Source organism: Enterobacter sp. SST3 (assembly GCF_000286655.1).
In the GTDB taxonomy this organism is placed as follows: Bacteria; Pseudomonadota; Gammaproteobacteria; order Enterobacterales; family Enterobacteriaceae; genus Enterobacter; species Enterobacter roggenkampii.
In genome coordinates, this window is the sequence record NZ_ALNS01000017.1 from 1 (window position 1) to 15,033 (window position 15,033).

16 protein-coding genes are annotated in these 15,033 nt (G+C 55.3%); 5 read left to right on the forward strand and 11 right to left on the reverse strand.

Translation table 11 applies throughout. The features are described from left to right. Positions 1-25 precede the first annotated feature (25 nt). Positions 26-1,537: a leucyl aminopeptidase gene (gene pepA, locus B498_RS10775; protein ID WP_008501434.1), complete on the reverse strand. Its 1,512-nt coding sequence runs from the start codon at positions 1,535-1,537 to the stop codon at positions 26-28. A gap of 266 nt (positions 1,538-1,803) precedes the next feature. Between pepA and lptF the strand changes: the two genes are divergently transcribed. From lptF to mtgA, 5 genes are all read left to right on the forward strand, one after another. Continuing rightward, positions 1,804-2,904 carry an LPS export ABC transporter permease LptF gene (gene lptF / locus B498_RS10770; protein WP_008501435.1) on the forward strand — a complete coding sequence of 367 codons (1,101 nt, stop codon included), beginning with the start codon at positions 1,804-1,806 and terminating at the stop codon, positions 2,902-2,904. After that, positions 2,904-3,986 carry an LPS export ABC transporter permease LptG gene (gene lptG, locus B498_RS10765; RefSeq protein ID WP_008501437.1) on the forward strand — a complete coding sequence of 361 codons (1,083 nt, stop codon included), beginning with the start codon at positions 2,904-2,906 and terminating at the stop codon, positions 3,984-3,986. The genes lptF and lptG overlap by 1 nt, the downstream gene beginning before the upstream one ends. Positions 3,987-4,121: 135 nt before the next feature. Then, positions 4,122-6,455 carry an aerobic respiration two-component sensor histidine kinase ArcB gene (gene arcB, locus B498_RS10760; protein WP_008501438.1) on the forward strand — a complete coding sequence of 778 codons (2,334 nt, stop codon included), beginning with the start codon at positions 4,122-4,124 and terminating at the stop codon, positions 6,453-6,455. 232 nt (positions 6,456-6,687) lie between these two features. Next, positions 6,688-7,341 (forward strand): isoprenoid biosynthesis glyoxalase ElbB, encoded by a 654-nt coding sequence (gene elbB, locus B498_RS10755; protein ID WP_032622923.1) that lies wholly within the window; start codon positions 6,688-6,690, stop codon positions 7,339-7,341. Beyond that, on the forward strand, positions 7,338-8,063 hold the full coding sequence (gene mtgA / locus B498_RS10750) for a monofunctional biosynthetic peptidoglycan transglycosylase (RefSeq protein WP_008501440.1): 726 nt from the start codon (positions 7,338-7,340) through the stop codon (positions 8,061-8,063). Before elbB ends, mtgA begins: the two co-directional genes overlap by 4 nt. Before the next feature lie 41 nt (positions 8,064-8,104). Here the strand turns inward: mtgA and npr are convergent, their stop codons facing one another. From npr to kdsD, 10 genes are all read right to left on the reverse strand, one after another. Then, a complete protein-coding gene (gene npr / locus B498_RS10745) occupies positions 8,105-8,377 on the reverse strand; it encodes a PTS phosphocarrier protein NPr (protein WP_003861872.1) in 273 nt (90 codons plus the stop codon). After that, the gene (gene rapZ / locus B498_RS10740; RefSeq protein ID WP_008501442.1) at positions 8,374-9,228 is read right to left on the reverse strand and encodes an RNase adapter RapZ; all 855 of its coding nucleotides are present in this window, start codon (positions 9,226-9,228) and stop codon (positions 8,374-8,376) included. Before rapZ ends, npr begins: the two co-directional genes overlap by 4 nt. Before the next feature lie 45 nt (positions 9,229-9,273). Further along, positions 9,274-9,765: a PTS IIA-like nitrogen regulatory protein PtsN gene (ptsN, locus tag B498_RS10735; protein ID WP_008501443.1), complete on the reverse strand. Its 492-nt coding sequence runs from the start codon at positions 9,763-9,765 to the stop codon at positions 9,274-9,276. An 82-nt stretch (positions 9,766-9,847) separates the two neighbouring features. Next, positions 9,848-10,135 (reverse strand): ribosome hibernation promoting factor, encoded by a 288-nt coding sequence (gene hpf / locus B498_RS10730; protein WP_008501444.1) that lies wholly within the window; start codon positions 10,133-10,135, stop codon positions 9,848-9,850. 22 nt (positions 10,136-10,157) lie between these two features. Then, positions 10,158-11,591 carry an RNA polymerase factor sigma-54 gene (rpoN, locus tag B498_RS10725; RefSeq protein WP_008501445.1) on the reverse strand — a complete coding sequence of 478 codons (1,434 nt, stop codon included), beginning with the start codon at positions 11,589-11,591 and terminating at the stop codon, positions 10,158-10,160. 47 nt (positions 11,592-11,638) lie between these two features. Then, a complete protein-coding gene (lptB, locus tag B498_RS10720; RefSeq protein WP_008501446.1) occupies positions 11,639-12,364 on the reverse strand; it encodes an LPS export ABC transporter ATP-binding protein in 726 nt (241 codons plus the stop codon). A gap of 6 nt (positions 12,365-12,370) precedes the next feature. After that, entirely contained in the window at positions 12,371-12,925 is a 555-nt protein-coding gene (gene lptA / locus B498_RS10715; protein WP_008501447.1) for a lipopolysaccharide ABC transporter substrate-binding protein LptA, read from the reverse strand. Then, the gene (gene lptC / locus B498_RS10710) at positions 12,894-13,469 is read right to left on the reverse strand and encodes an LPS export ABC transporter periplasmic protein LptC (protein WP_008501448.1); all 576 of its coding nucleotides are present in this window, start codon (positions 13,467-13,469) and stop codon (positions 12,894-12,896) included. The genes lptA and lptC overlap by 32 nt, the downstream gene beginning before the upstream one ends. Continuing rightward, positions 13,466-14,032: a 3-deoxy-manno-octulosonate-8-phosphatase KdsC gene (kdsC, locus tag B498_RS10705; protein WP_008501449.1), complete on the reverse strand. Its 567-nt coding sequence runs from the start codon at positions 14,030-14,032 to the stop codon at positions 13,466-13,468. Before kdsC ends, lptC begins: the two co-directional genes overlap by 4 nt. 14 nt (positions 14,033-14,046) lie before the next feature. Next, positions 14,047-15,033, reverse strand: coding sequence for an arabinose-5-phosphate isomerase KdsD (gene kdsD / locus B498_RS10700; protein WP_008501450.1), 987 nt, complete (start codon positions 15,031-15,033; stop codon positions 14,047-14,049).

Genomic DNA, 15,033 nt, shown 5'->3' on the forward strand with positions numbered 1-15,033 from the left:
CGAAGCCGCCACCCGGCACTTTATATCACTCGTCGCCGTTAAAACCCGCACGATTGAGCAGGAACTGCGACAGCAGCGCCACCGGACGACCGGTGGCGCCTTTGGCCTTACCGGAGCGCCATGCGGTGCCTGCGATATCCAGGTGCGCCCAGTTGTACTTGCGGGTAAAGCGCGCCAGGAAGCATCCCGCGGTGATTGCCCCGCCAGGACGTCCGCCGATGTTCGCCATATCCGCGAAGTTAGACTCCAGCTGCTCCTGATATTCGTCACCCAGCGGCAGACGCCATGCGCGGTCACCGGCCTGCTCCGAGGCGCTAATCAGCTCGTGCGCCAGCGGATTATGGTTAGACATCAGGCCGGTAATGTGGTGGCCAAGGGCAATCACGCAGGCACCGGTGAGCGTGGCGACGTCAATGACCGCTTCCGGTTCGAAGCGCTCAACGTAGGTCAACACGTCACAGAGTACCAGACGGCCTTCGGCGTCGGTGTTCAGCACTTCTACCGTCTGGCCAGACATGGTGGTCAGGACGTCACCCGGGCGATACGCGCGACCGCCGGGCATGTTTTCGCAGCCCGCCAGGACCCCGATCACGTTGATCGGCAGCTGAAGTTCCGCGACCATGCGCATCACGCCGTAAACCGCCGCCGCGCCGCACATGTCGTATTTCATCTCGTCCATGCCTTCGGCAGGCTTGATGGAGATACCGCCGGAATCGAAGGTCAGGCCTTTACCGACCAGCACGACAGGGCGCGCGTCTTCGGCCGGGTTGCCCTTGTACTCGATGACCGACATCAGGGATTCGTTCTGCGAGCCGTTACCCACCGCCAGGTAAGAGTGCATTCCCAGCTCTTTCATCTGCTGTTCGCCGATGACGCGGGTAATCACGTTTTTGCTGTAGGCGTCGGCCAGCTGGCGCGCCTGAGAGGCGAGGTAAGCGGCGTTACAGATGTTCGGCGGCATGTTGCCGAGATCTTTTGCCGCTTTAATACCGGCGGCAATCGCCAGACCGTGCTGAATGGCGCGCTCGCCGCTGGTCAGCTCGCGACGGGTTGGCACGTTAAAGACCATTTTACGCAGCGGACGACGCGGCTCGCTTTTATTGGTCTTCAGCTGATCGAAACTGTACAGGCTCTCTTTTGCCGTTTCGACTGCCTGACGCACTTTCCAGTAGGTGTTACGCCCTTTAACGTGCAGCTCGGTCAGGAAGCATACCGCTTCCATTGAACCGGTATCATTCAGCGTATTGATGGTTTTCTGAATCACCTGCTTGTACTGACGTTCATCCAGCTCGCGTTCTTTGCCGCAGCCAATCAGCAGGATGCGCTCTGACAGTACGTTCGGAACATGGTGCAGTAACAGCGTCTGCCCAGGTTTGCCTTCCAGTTCGCCACGGCGCAGCAGGGCGCTAATATAGCCGTCACTGATTTTATCGAGTTGTTCGGCGATCGGGGAGAGTCGGCGTGGTTCAAAGACGCCCACAACGATGCAGGCACTCCGCTGTTTCTCCGGGCTACCGCTTTTTACACTGAACTCCATGCACTACGCTCCTGAATCTTAAAGACAACGGCGGCGGCTACGGATAGAATTGAAACCTTTCGTAACTCATGTCCGCTGTTGTGGTGACTTCGTGTTAATCTTACGTTACTACGGTTTCGACACGTCAGAAAAAGTCCTGAAGCGTGAATCCGCCGGATGTTTTAATCTTAGCGATGATTTCGACGACTCAAGAGAATAAATGACGTTTAAGCCATGAAACAAGCGATTTTCCAGCAAAGAGACGGGTTTTTACGGGCGTATTTAAAGTGATAATCATAAGATATCTGGTGCGGGAGACGCTCAAAAGCCAACTGGCGATCCTCTTCATCCTGCTGCTGATTTTTTTCTGTCAGAAGCTGGTTAAGATCCTCGGTGCGGCCGTTGACGGCGAAATTCCAACAAATCTGGTGCTTTCCCTGCTTGGTTTAGGGATCCCGGAAATGGCGCAGCTTATCCTGCCGCTAAGTCTTTTCCTTGGCCTGCTCATGACGCTTGGGAAACTCTACACCGAGAGTGAAATCACGGTGATGCATGCCTGTGGCCTGAGCAAAGCGGTGCTGGTCAAAGCCGCCATGATACTGGCGCTGTTCACGGGTATCGTTGCGGCGGTGAATGTGATGTGGGCGGGTCCTCTGTCTTCTCGCCATCAGGACGAAGTGCTGGCCGAAGCGAAAGCCAACCCCGGCATGGCGGCGTTAGCCCAGGGGCAGTTCCAGCAGGCAACCGACGGGAACTCCGTGCTGTTTATTGAGAGCGTTGACGGCAGCAAATTCAACGATGTCTTCCTGGCGCAGCTGCGTCCTAAAGGTAACGCGCGTCCTTCTGTGGTGGTTGCCGACTCCGGTCAGCTTGCTCAGCGCAAAGATGGTTCTCAGGTCGTGACGCTGAACAAAGGCACCCGTTTCGAAGGCACCGCGATGCTGCGTGACTTCCGCATTACGGATTTCCAGAACTATCAGGCCATTATCGGCCATCAGACCGTGGCGCTCGATCCAACGGATACCGAGCAAATGGACATGCGTACCCTCTGGAATACCGATACCAACCGAGCGCGTGCTGAGTTCCACTGGCGTATTACGCTTGTCTTCACCGTGTTCATGATGGCGCTGATAGTCGTTCCGCTGAGCGTGGTGAACCCACGTCAGGGACGCGTGCTCTCTATGCTGCCAGCGATGCTGCTTTACCTGATCTATTTCCTGCTGCAAACCTCGATTCGTTCCAACGGCGCGAAGGGTAAGCTGGACCCTATGGTCTGGACATGGTTCATTAACAGCCTGTACATCTTACTGGCGCTGGGGTTAAACCTGTGGGATACGGTGCCTGTGCGCCGCATACGTGCCCGATTCTCGCGTAAAGGAGCCATCTAATGCAGGCGTTTGGCGTTCTTGATCGCTATATCGGTAAAACCATTTTTACCACCATCATGATGACGTTGTTCATGCTGGTGTCCCTCTCCGGCATTATCAAATTTGTCGATCAGCTGAAAAAAGCCGGGCAGGGGAGCTATGACGCGCTGGGCGCGGGGATGTATACCCTGCTCAGCGTGCCGAAAGATGTGCAGATCTTCTTCCCGATGGCGGCCCTGCTGGGGGCGCTGCTGGGGCTGGGGATGCTGGCGCAGCGCAGTGAGCTGGTCGTTATGCAGGCTTCGGGTTTTACCCGTATGCAGGTCGCGCTGTCGGTAATGAAAACCGCCATCCCCCTGGTGCTGTTGACCATGGCGATTGGCGAGTGGGTCGCGCCGCAGGGCGAACAGATGGCGCGTAACTACCGTGCTCAGGCCATGTACGGCGGCTCACTGCTCTCGACTCAGCAAGGTTTATGGGCGAAAGACGGTAAAAACTTCGTCTACATCGAACGGGTGAAGGGGAATGATGAACTGGGCGGGGTGAGCATCTATGCTTTTGATGACCAGCGCCGTCTGCAGTCCGTTCGCCACGCCTCTTCGGCGAAGTTTGACGCCGAACATAAGCAGTGGCGGTTGTCCCAGGTTGATGAATCTGACCTGACCGATCCGAAACAGATTACGGGTTCTCAGACGGTAACCGGTACGTGGAAAACCAACCTGACGCCCGATAAGCTCGGCGTCGTGGCGCTGGATCCTGACGCGCTCTCCATCAGCGGTTTGCACAACTATGTGAAATACCTGAAGTCGAGCGGACAGGATGCGGGACGCTATCAGCTCAACATGTGGAGCAAAATCTTCCAGCCGATGTCCGTGGCGGTAATGATGCTGATGGCGCTGTCGTTTATCTTCGGTCCGTTGCGCAGCGTGCCGATGGGGGTCCGCGTCGTGACCGGCATCAGCTTCGGCTTTGTGTTCTACGTGCTCGATCAGATCTTCGGTCCGCTGACGCTGGTTTATGGCATTCCGCCGATTATCGGTGCGCTGCTGCCAAGCGCCAGCTTCCTCCTGATCAGTCTCTGGCTGCTGTTGAAACGCTCCTGATTGACCTCGCCTCGCTTTCGGTTACCCGGGAGCGAGGCTAATCTCCTGTTTCACCCCGCACTTTTTCTCACAACCTTCAACGTCCCGCCGCGAATTTGAGTATTATTGAGCGATAACGTCGTGAAGGGATCCTCTATGAAGCAAATTCGAATGCTTGCCCAGTATTACGTCGACCTGATGATGAAGCTTGGGCTGGTGCGTTTTTCCATGCTACTTGCGCTGGCGCTGGTCGTTCTGGCCATTGTCGTGCAAATGGCGGTTACCATGGTTCTGCATGGTCAGGTCGAGAGTATCGACGTCATCCGCTCCATCTTCTTTGGCTTGCTTATTACTCCCTGGGCGGTCTATTTCCTTTCCGTGGTGGTTGAACAGCTGGAAGAGTCCCGTCAGCGTTTGTCTAAGCTGGTGGATAAGCTGGAAGAGATGCGCGAGCGTGACCTGAAGCTCAACGTCCAGCTCAAAGACAACATTGCGCAGCTGAATCAGGAGATTTCAGATCGTGAGAAAGCGGAGGCCGAGCGTCAGGCCACCCTGGAGCAGCTGAAAATCGAAATGAAAGAGCGCGAGGTCACGCAGATCCAGCTTGAGCAGCAATCTTCTTTCCTGCGATCGTTCCTGGATGCGTCGCCGGATCTGGTGTTCTACCGTAATGAAGATAAAGAGTTTTCCGGCTGTAACCGGGCGATGGAGTTGCTCACCGGGAAAAGCGAGAAGCAGCTGATACACCTGAAGCCGCAGGACGTTTACTCTGAAGAGGCGGCGGCCAAGGTCATGGAGACCGACGAAAAAGTCTTCCGTCATAACGTCTCGCTTACCTATGAACAGTGGCTGGATTACCCGGACGGGCGCAAAGCCTGCTTTGAGATCCGTAAGGTACCCTACTATGACCGCGTGGGGAAACGCCACGGCCTGATGGGCTTTGGCCGCGATATTACCGAGCGTAAGCGCTATCAGGATGCCCTGGAGCGCGCCAGCCGCGACAAGACCACCTTTATCTCCACCATCAGCCACGAGCTGCGTACGCCGCTTAACGGCATCGTCGGGTTGAGCCGTATTCTGCTGGATACCGATCTGACCGCAGAACAGGAAAAATACCTCAAGACTATCCATGTTTCAGCGGTCACGCTGGGTAATATCTTCAACGATATTATTGATATGGATAAGATGGAGCGCCGTAAAGTTCAGCTTGATAACCAGCCTGTGGATTTCACCAGCTTCCTTGCCGATCTGGAAAACCTGTCTGGCCTGCAGGCGCAGCAGAAGGGATTGAGCTTTGTCATGGAGCCAACCCTGCCGCTGCCGCATAAAGTGGTGACGGACGGCACGCGACTGCGCCAGATCCTGTGGAACCTGATCAGCAACGCGGTGAAATTTACCCAGAAAGGAAAGGTGGCGGTGCGTATCCGCTATGACGAAGGTGACATGCTGCACTTCGAGGTGGAAGACTCCGGGATGGGTATTCCGCTGGAGGAGCAGGACAAAATCTTCGCCATGTACTATCAGGTGAAGGACAGCAACGGTGGGAAACCGGCCACCGGTACGGGCATTGGCCTGGCGGTCTCTAAACGTCTGGCGAAGAGTATGGGCGGCGATATCACCGTTGCCAGCCAGCCGGGCAAAGGGTCAACCTTCACGCTGACGGTCCATGCCCCTGCGGTGGCGGAAGAGGTAGAGGATACCTTTGAAAATGACGATATGCCGCTGCCTGCCCTGCACGTCCTGCTGGTGGAAGATATTGAGCTGAACGTAATTGTGGCGCGCTCTGTGCTGGAAAAACTGGGCAACAGCGTGGATGTCGCGATGACCGGTAAAGCCGCGCTGGAGATGTTTAAACCAGGCGAATACGATCTTGTTCTGCTGGATATTCAATTACCGGATATGACCGGGCTGGATATCTCGCGCGAGTTGACGCGTCAGTACGCGGCCGACGAACTGCCGCCGCTGGTTGCCCTGACGGCGAACGTGCTGAAAGATAAAAAAGAGTATCTCGATGCCGGTATGGACGATGTACTCAGCAAGCCGCTGGCGGTGCCTGCTCTGACCGCTATGATCAAAAAGTTCTGGGATACCCATGATGAAGAGGAGAGCACCATGACGTCTGTTGATAGCGCAAAAGCCCAAACGATACTCGATACCGCGATGCTGGAGCAGTACATCGATCTGGTGGGGCCGAAACTGATTACCGACGGTCTGGCGGTGTTCGAAAAAATGATGCCGGGCTATCTGAGCGTGCTGGAATCCAACCTGACGGCCCGTGACCAGAAGGGTATCGTGGAAGAAGGACATAAAATCAAAGGTGCCGCCGGCTCGGTTGGCTTACGCCATCTGCAGCAGCTGGGGCAACAGATTCAGTCGCCTGATTTACCTGCATGGGAAGATAACGTGGGTGATTGGGTTGAAGAGATGAAACAGGAATGGCAAAACGATGTGGCGGTGCTAAAAGCCTGGGTTGACGCCAGAAAAAAATGACCCCGGATTAACCGGGGTGCGCGAATACTGCGCCAACATCAGGGAAATCGTGGCTGCGCCTGTTTTTAAACGTTATTTTTGAAAGGGCGCTGCCTGAAAAATTTAGGCCGCACGCAGATAAGATAGCAAATCTTAAATGGTTTGTTACATGAATCAGTGAAATGTGTGAAGCATAGCGTTTTAATCAAAATTATTAATGTGCTTCAGCAAGTTGCAGAAAAGGATTGTCATGATGAAAAAGATTGGTGTCGTGCTAAGCGGATGCGGTGTTTACGATGGCTCTGAGATACACGAAGCCGTCATCACGCTGCTGGCCCTGGCTAAGCAGGGAGCCGAGGTGATTTGTTTTGCGCCAGACAAAAATCAGGCGGATGTGATTAACCATCTGACCGGTGAGCCGATGGCGGAAACCCGTAACGTGCTGATTGAAGCCGCGCGCATTGCGCGAGGTGGCATCCATCCTCTTATTCAGGCAGATCCTGCAGAGCTTGATGCGCTCATTGTGCCGGGTGGGTTTGGCGCAGCCAAAAATCTCAGTACCTTTGCCGCGCAGGGCGCGGAGTGTCAGATCGATCCTCATCTCAAAGCGCTGTCGCAGGCCATGCATGCGGCAGGGAAACCGCTGGGCTTTATCTGTATCGCACCGGCGATGTTGCCTAAAATTTTTGATTTCCCGCTGCGCCTGACTATCGGGACGGATATTGATACCGCTGAGATCGTCGAGGAAATGGGGGGCGAACACGTTCCGTGCCCGGTGGATGACATTGTGGTTGATGAAGATAACAAGATTGTCACCACGCCTGCGTATATGCTGGCGAAGAATATCGCGGAAGCCGCCGTGGGCATTGAAAAACTGGTCGCCCGCGTGCTGGTGCTGACGGAATGAGGCGTCCGTTTTCCGCAGGCGCATGGGTGAAACGCCTTCTTCTACGCATCGTTCTCGTCATGGCGGTGTTCTGGGGAGGCGGGCTGGCCGTGTTCAGCATTATGCCGGTCCCGTTCTCTGCCGTGATGGTTGAGCGTCAGCTCGGCGCGTGGCTCAGCGGCGATTTCGGCTATGTTGCCCATTCTGACTGGGTAAGCATGGACGAGATCTCTCCGTTCATGGGGCTGGCGGTCATCGCAGCGGAGGATCAGAAATTCCCTGAGCACTGGGGGTTCGACGTTGCGGCCATTGAGAAGGCGCTGGCCCATAACGAACGCCATGAAAACCGCGTGCGCGGCGCGTCAACGTTGTCGCAGCAGACGGCCAAAAATCTGTTTCTGTGGGACGGCCGCAGCTGGGTGCGAAAGGGGCTGGAAGCGGGGCTCACCCTGGGCATGGAAACGGTCTGGAGCAAAAAGCGCATTCTGACCGTGTATCTCAACGTTGCCGAGTTTGGCGACGGGGTATTTGGTGTCGAAGCTGCATCACAACGCTATTTTAATAAACCCGCCAGCAAGCTGAGCATGTCTGAGGCGGCGCTGCTCGCGGCTGTTCTGCCTAATCCCCTCCGCTTTAAAGCCAGTGCCCCGTCAGGTTACGTGCGAAGCCGTCAGGCGTGGATTATGCGCCAGATGCGTCAGTTGGGAGGAGAAGGGTTTATGGAGAGCAACAAACTTATGTAGGGCGGGTAAGCGCAGCGCCACCCGCCTGAAGGGCAGAGACCTTAATCTTCGTCGAACCCCGCGTTAAACAGCGCAATCACCGCCGCCAGCGCTTCCTCTTCCTGGGGGCCGGTGGCTTCGACTTCAATCTGACGCCCTTTGGCGGAATCCAGCATCAGCAGCGCAATGACGCTGTTCGCCTCCGCTTCGGTACCTTCGTCATTCCGCAGCAGAACTTCTGCATCGAAACCCTGCATCAGCTCAAACAGCTTCATCGCCGGGCGCGCATGCATGCCCAGCTTATTGGTGATCTCAACGGTCTGTTTTACGGTCATGTTTTACGTTTTTCCAGCGTGCGATGACGGGACTGAACGTTCTTCCCGCGCGAGCGGAAATAGTCGGCCAGCTGTTCGGCGATATAAACCGAACGATGTTTACCGCCGGTACAGCCAATCGCTACCGTCAGGTAGCTACGATTGTTTGTCTCCAGCATAGGTAACCATAGCTCAAGGTAGCTTCGCGTCTGGTAGATAAAATTGTGAACTTCTGTGTGCCTGTCGAGGAAGGCCGCGACGGGTTTATCCAGACCGGTCATAGGACGCAGTTTCGGATCCCAGTGCGGGTTCGGCAGGAAGCGCACGTCGAAAACATAATCCGCATCAATCGGGATACCGTGCTTGAAGCCAAAGGATTCGAACACCATCGTCAGTTCGCGCTCGCGTTTACCCAACAACCGGGTACGCAGCATTTCCGCCAGCTCGTGAACGGACATCTCAGAGGTGTCGACAATCAGGTCGGCGCGAGAACGCAGCGGCTCCAGCAGATCGCTCTCTTCATCGATTGCGCTCTCCAGGGAGAGGTTCTTACTGGAAAGCGGGTGCAAACGACGGGTGTCGCTGTAGCGGCGAATCAGGGTATTACGGTCTGCATCGAGGAACAGCAGCTGAGGCGAGAACGTGTCAGGCAGGTTACTCATTGCCTGTTCGAAGATCTCTGGCGATTCCGGCATGTTACGAACGTCGATACTGACGGCGGCCGAGGTCTGTCTCTCCGCAAGCGTACGGGCCAGGTCGGGCAGCAACACGACCGGAAGGTTATCGACGCAGTAAAAACCCATGTCTTCCAGCGCGCGCAGAGCAACGGATTTCCCCGACCCTGAACGACCGCTGACAATCATCAGCACCATGTTCCGTTTCTCCTCAGGACAACAGATGTGAAGGCCATCTCCTGGTTATGCATCATCCTGATTGCCTTCTGCTTCGGTGATAATTTGATAAAGCTCTTCATCACTTTGAGCCGAGCGCAGTCGACGGCAAATGGTTTTATCAGCCAGACGTTTGGCGACCAGCGACAGCGTATGCAGATGGGTTTTCGTCTGGTCAGCAGGCACCAGCAGCGCGAAGAGGAGATCGACGGGCTGGTTATCAATGGCATCAAAGGCGATCGGTGTTTCAAGCTGCACAAACACACCGACGGCACGCAGGGTATCCTCTTCCAGCTTGCCGTGCGGGATTGCGATGCCGTTGCCGATACCGGTACTGCCCATCTTTTCACGGGTCAGAATCGCTTCGAACACCACCTGCGGCGGCAGGCCCAGCTGTTTTGCGGCCAGTTCACTGATGATTTCCAGCGCACGTTTTTTGCTCTGGCAGTGAACCGCACTGCGGGTACATTCCTGGTTAAGGACATTGCTCAGTTGAAGAGCGGAATCGTTGTTCATCATAATTTCACCTAAGCGCTAACTGTACAAATGGCCTGTTGTGTTTCACAACAGGCCGTCCTGCACCCGTTAACTGCCCGGACAATTAGTGTTGTTTCAGTTTATCTTTATGTTTATTGAGCTGTCGCGCAAGCTTATCAATCAAGCCGTCGATAGCAGCGTACATGTCTTGCCCTTCCGCACTGGCATGCAGTTCCCCCCCGTTAACATGCAGGGTGGCATCCGAGATATGAGTCACTTTCTCCACTTTCAACACAATGTAGACCTGATTGATCCTTTCGAAATACTGCTCGAGTTTTGCAAACTTCGCGTTCACAAAGTCGCGTAAAGCCTCAGTAATTTCGACGTTTTGTCCAGTGATGTTGAGCTGCATAGTGTCTTCCTTATCGGTTGTGTCAGACCAGCTGTTTACGCTGGTTGGACGGCGGAATGGATAAAGACTCTCGATACTTCGCAACAGTACGACGTGCCACCATAATACCCTGATCGGACAGCATGGTGGTTAACTTACTGTCGCTTAGCGGCTTCGCGGGGTTCTCCGCGGCGATCAACTTCTTCACCAAGGCACGAATGGCCGTGGACGACGCTTCGCCGCCGCCCTCGGTATTCACATGGCTGGAGAAGAAATACTTAAGCTCAAAAATACCGCGTGGACTGTGCAGATACTTCTGCGTGGTGACACGGGAAATGGTTGATTCATGCATCTCGACGGCCTGGGCGATATCCGCCAGCACCATCGGTTTCATATACTCTTCGCCCTGCTCAAAGAAAGCCTGCTGCTGTTCGACAATACAGCGGCTGACGCGTAGCAGCGTATCATTTCGGCTCTCCAGACTTTTGATCAGCCATCGCGCTTCCTGCAAATTGCTACGAATATATTGGTTGTCGGCGTCGTTACGCACGCTGGTGCACATGGAGGCATACTGCTGGTTGATTTGCAGGCGAGGGATGCTGTCTGAATTCAGTTCAACGACCCAGCGGCCGTTGTGTTTTCTGACCAGCACATCCGGGATCACGTACTCGGGCTCGCTGGTCTGGATCGACTGACCGGGGCGCGGATCGAGCGACTGGATCAGATTCACCGCTTCTTTCAGCACCTCTTCTTTCAGGCGCGTGACGCGCATCAGGGTGCGGAAATCGTGGTTCGCCAGCAGATCCAGATGATCGCTGATGATCGCGCGCGCCTCCTCGAGCCATGGCGTCTCTTTGCTGAACTGAGAAAGCTGGATCAGCAGGCAGTCGCGCAGATCTTTTGCGGCTACGCCTACCGGATCGAAACGCTGGATGCGCTTCAAAACGGCTTCGACTTCCTCAAGCTCAATCTCGTCGTCGCCCATGCTTTCCAGTATATCGTCGAGGGTGACGGTCAAATAGCCGGTGTCGTCAACGGCATCGACAATGGACGTGGCAATCGCGCGGTCGGTATCGGAGAAGGGGGTGAGTTCCACCTGCCACATCAGGTAATCCTGCAGCGACTGGGTGGTTTCGCCCTGATAGACCGGTAGCTCATCGTCCTGGTAGTCCGCACGCGTACCGGAAGGGGTTCCGGCGGTGTAGATTTCATCCCAGCTGGCATCAAGCGGAAGCTCGTCGGGCATCTCTTTTTGTTCGAGTGCATCCGCGGTATCGAGCGCTTCAGTATCCTGCGATTGCTGGGTATCTACCTCGTCATGAAGATCGGTTTGTTCCAGCAGGGGGTTACTGTCCAGCGCCTGCTGGAGCTCCTGCTGAAGTTCTAACGTGGACAGTTGCAACAGGCGAATTGCCTGCTGTAGCTGCGGCGTCATCGCCAGTTGTTGGCTGAGCCTTAATTGCAAACCTTGCTTCATGTTCAGAGCATTTTTCTCCGGTTCGGCGTTACGTTACCTCTACCCTATCAGAGTCTGAAGTCTTCCCCAAGATAGACGCGCTTAACATGATCGTCTTCGAGGATCTGCTGCGGCGTACCGTGGGCGATCAGATTGCCCTGGCTGACAATATAGGCGCGTTCACATACGGCCAGCGTTTCACGCACGTTGTGGTCGGTGATCAGTACGCCAAGCCCGCTGTCGCGCAGGTGCTCAATGATACGTTTAATGTCGATAACGGAGATGGGATCAACGCCCGCAAACGGTTCATCCAGAAGGATAAATTTCGGGTTTGCGGCCAGCGCACGCGCAATCTCAACGCGACGGCGTTCGCCCCCGGAGAGTGCCTGACCGAGGCTGTCGCGCAAATGCTCAATGTGGAACTCTTCCATCAGCTCGTTGGCACGATCCTGACGCTGTTCGTTGGTCAGGTCGTTACGAATTTGCAGGACCGCCATCAGGTTGTCGTAAACGCTGAGACGACGGAAAATGGAGGCTTCCTGCGGCAGATAGCCGATCCCTCGACGCGCGCGCGCGTGCAGCGGCAGAAGGCTGATGTCTTCATCGTCAATGATAATGTTGCCGGCATCGCGCGGCACAATACCCACCACCATGTAGAAGGTTGTCGTTTTACCCGCACCGTTCGGGCCAAGCAGCCCCACGATTTCGCCGGAGTTGACGGTCAGACTGACATCTTCTACGACACGGCGGCCCTTATAGGCCTTCGCGAGGTTTTTTGCAGTTAATGTTGCCATAACGAATTAGTTACTCTTCTTCTGTGCCGGGGCCTGGCCCTTGCCTTTGTCCTGCAGCTGCGACGGAACCAGTACGGTGGTCACGCGTTTGCCTTTCTCGCTGGAGGCCTGCATTTTTTGCTCTTTAACCAGATAGGTAATCTGGTCGCCGGTAATGTTGCTGTCCAGCTGTTCCAGATACGCATTCCCGGTCAGGATGACCAGATCCTTCGCCAGCTCATAGTGCATGTGCGTAGCGCGGCCTTTCACCGGCTTGCCGTTGTCCTGCATCTGGTAGAAGGTCGCCGGATTACCATAGCCATCGATAATCTCTTTGCCCTGCTCGCCACCCGGACGGGTTACGACCACTTTGTCGGCGTTGATTTTGATGGTGCCCTGGGTCATGACGACGTTACCCGTGAAGGTGACGACGTTACCCTGCATATCGAGAGACTGGGTGTCGGACTCAATATGGATCGGCTGGTCGGTATCGCCCGTTACAGCAAGCGCGGGGAGACTGGCCGCCAGCATCGCGCTGGCGATAATTACTTTAAGGCTGAGTTTGTTTGTTTTGAATTTCATAGGAGGTTCTAACCTTTTCAATCAGCTCGGCGTTCTTGCTGCGTAAGTTCCCGCGCATTCTTAAACCGCTGGAATTAAATGTTGTGCCATACAGTGTGACCAGATCCTGCGACGTCACGTCCTGGGTTACCAGGTTGATCTGGGCATTATCCGTCGTAATTTTTCGCAGTTGCGAGTCAGCGGTCAGGGCGTTGACTTCAACGTGGCCATACAGATAAAGCATACGGTCATTTGTCAGTTTGGCCCGATCTGACTTAATTGACCACGTCGGCACTTTGTCTTTATCAAATGTGGTCATCACAGGTTGGGTAAACCATGAAACGCCATCATCGGAAAAATATTCAACATGCTGGGCAATCAGGCGATAGTTCAGCGCGCCTTCCGGGCTATAGACCACGGTGTCGCTGTGATCGCTTTTATAGGTTGGATCGGTATTGTTGATCACTTCCGTTTGCGTATCGTCGCGATCGGCAAGGTTCACGCCAATCAATACCAGTGTGACAAGCGAAAGCAAAATGATAATCCAACGTCTGGTTTTACTCATATCGATTGCCCTTTGGCCTCATCAAGCTTGCCCTGCGCCAGCAGAAGCAGATCGCAGACTTCACGGACAGCGCCGCGGCCACCGTTGATGTGGGTAACGTAGTCGGCGCGCGGGATCAGCAGCGGATGCGCATCGGCAACGGCGATGCTCAGCCCAACTTCAGCCATCACCGGCCAGTCAATCAGGTCGTCCCCGACGTAGGCCACGTTTTCCGGTGCGATAGCCAGTTTACCCAGTAAATCATTGAACGCCGCCATCTTATCGGATTGACCCTGATACAGATGGGTAATACCTAAAGTTTCACAGCGGTCTTCTACCAGTTTAGCGTTTCGTCCGGTGATGATCGCCACCTCAATCCCCGAGGTGAGCGCACAGCGGATACCGTAGCCGTCGCGAACGTTAAACGCCTTCAGCTCTTCACCATTATTGCCCATGTAAATCAGGCCGTCGGAGAGAACCCCATCCACATCGAGGATGAGCAGACGAATGTTTTCCGCCTTTGCCATCATCTGCGTACTGACCGGACCATAACAGGTTGCAAGGGATGCACCCGCATTACTCATTGTCTTATCCTTCATTACACTACGCCTGCGCGCAGCAGATCATGCATATGTACCACACCCAGCAACTGGTCGCCATCGGCAACCATAACGGAGGTGATATGGCGGGACTGCATCAGGTTCAGCACATCCACGGCCAGCGTACCTGGACGCACGCGGATACCGCCCGGCGTCATCACGTCGGCAATGCCGAGCGTGCGGACATCGACACCCATATCGAACACGCGACGCAGGTCGCCATCGGTGAAGATCCCCTGAATTTTCATCAGATCGTCGCACACGACCGTCATCCCCAGATTCTTACGGGTGATTTCCAGCAGCGCATCACGCAGGGAGGCTTCTTTACTGACGTGAGGGATCTCATCCCCGGTGTGCATAATATCGTTTACCCGCAGCAGGAGCTTGCGCCCCAGCGCGCCGCCCGGGTGGGAAAGCGCGAAATCTTCCGGCGTAAAGCCACGGGCTTCAAGCAGCGCCACGGCAAGCGCATCGCCCATGACCAGTGCAGCGGTGGTGCTGGAGGTCGGCGCCAGACCGAGCGGACAGGCCTCCTTGGGAACCTTCACGCACAGGTGAATATCGGCTGCACGCGCCATGCTGCTTTCCGGACGGCTGGTCATGCAAATCAGCGGCACCTGCAGCCGCTTCAGGACCGGGATGAGCGCCAGGATTTCATTGGACTCACCGGAGTTGGAGAGCGCGATGACGATATCCTGCGGCGTGACCATACCCAGGTCCCCGTGCGCGGCTTCCCCCGGGTGGACAAAGAAGGAAGAGGTGCCGGTACTGGCAAAGGTCGCCGCCATTTTGCGTCCAATGTGACCGGACTTGCCCATCCCCATCACCACGACTTTGCCGGCGCAGTAGAATATCTTCTCACATGCCAGACTAAAATCCTGATTAATGTACTGATCTAACTGCGCCAGACCTTCACGTTCAATCTCCAGAACGTCTTTGCCTGCTTTCTGAAAGTCAAAACCCGGCTGCAATTCTATTTGCGACAT